General features: G+C 62.2%; 1 pseudogene. It reads left to right on the top strand.

The features are described from left to right. Positions 1-259: pseudogene (gene clpA / locus SB764_RS41950) on the top strand (ATP-dependent Clp protease ATP-binding subunit ClpA); the annotation flags it as partial.

Raw genomic sequence — 259 nt, 5'->3', positions numbered from 1 at the left:
AGGGATCTTCCGCCAAGAAGCAGCAGGATGCGCTGAAGGCCTATTGCGTCAACCTCAATGACAAGGCGAGGAACGGCAAGATCGACCCGCTGATCGGCCGCCACGAGGAGGTCAACCGCACCATCCAGATCCTCTGCCGTCGCTCCAAGAACAACCCGCTTTATGTGGGTGACCCCGGCGTGGGCAAGACGGCCATCGCCGAAGGCCTCGCTAAGCGCATCGTCGAAGGCAAGGTGCCGGAGGCTCTCGCCAACGACAC

Source organism: Paraburkholderia sp. SIMBA_027, from assembly GCF_046535315.1.
In the GTDB taxonomy this organism is placed as follows: Bacteria; Pseudomonadota; Gammaproteobacteria; order Burkholderiales; family Burkholderiaceae; genus Paraburkholderia; species Paraburkholderia tropica.
Note: the sequence above shows the minus strand (reverse complement) of the source record. Positions and strands in the feature narration are given on the sequence as shown.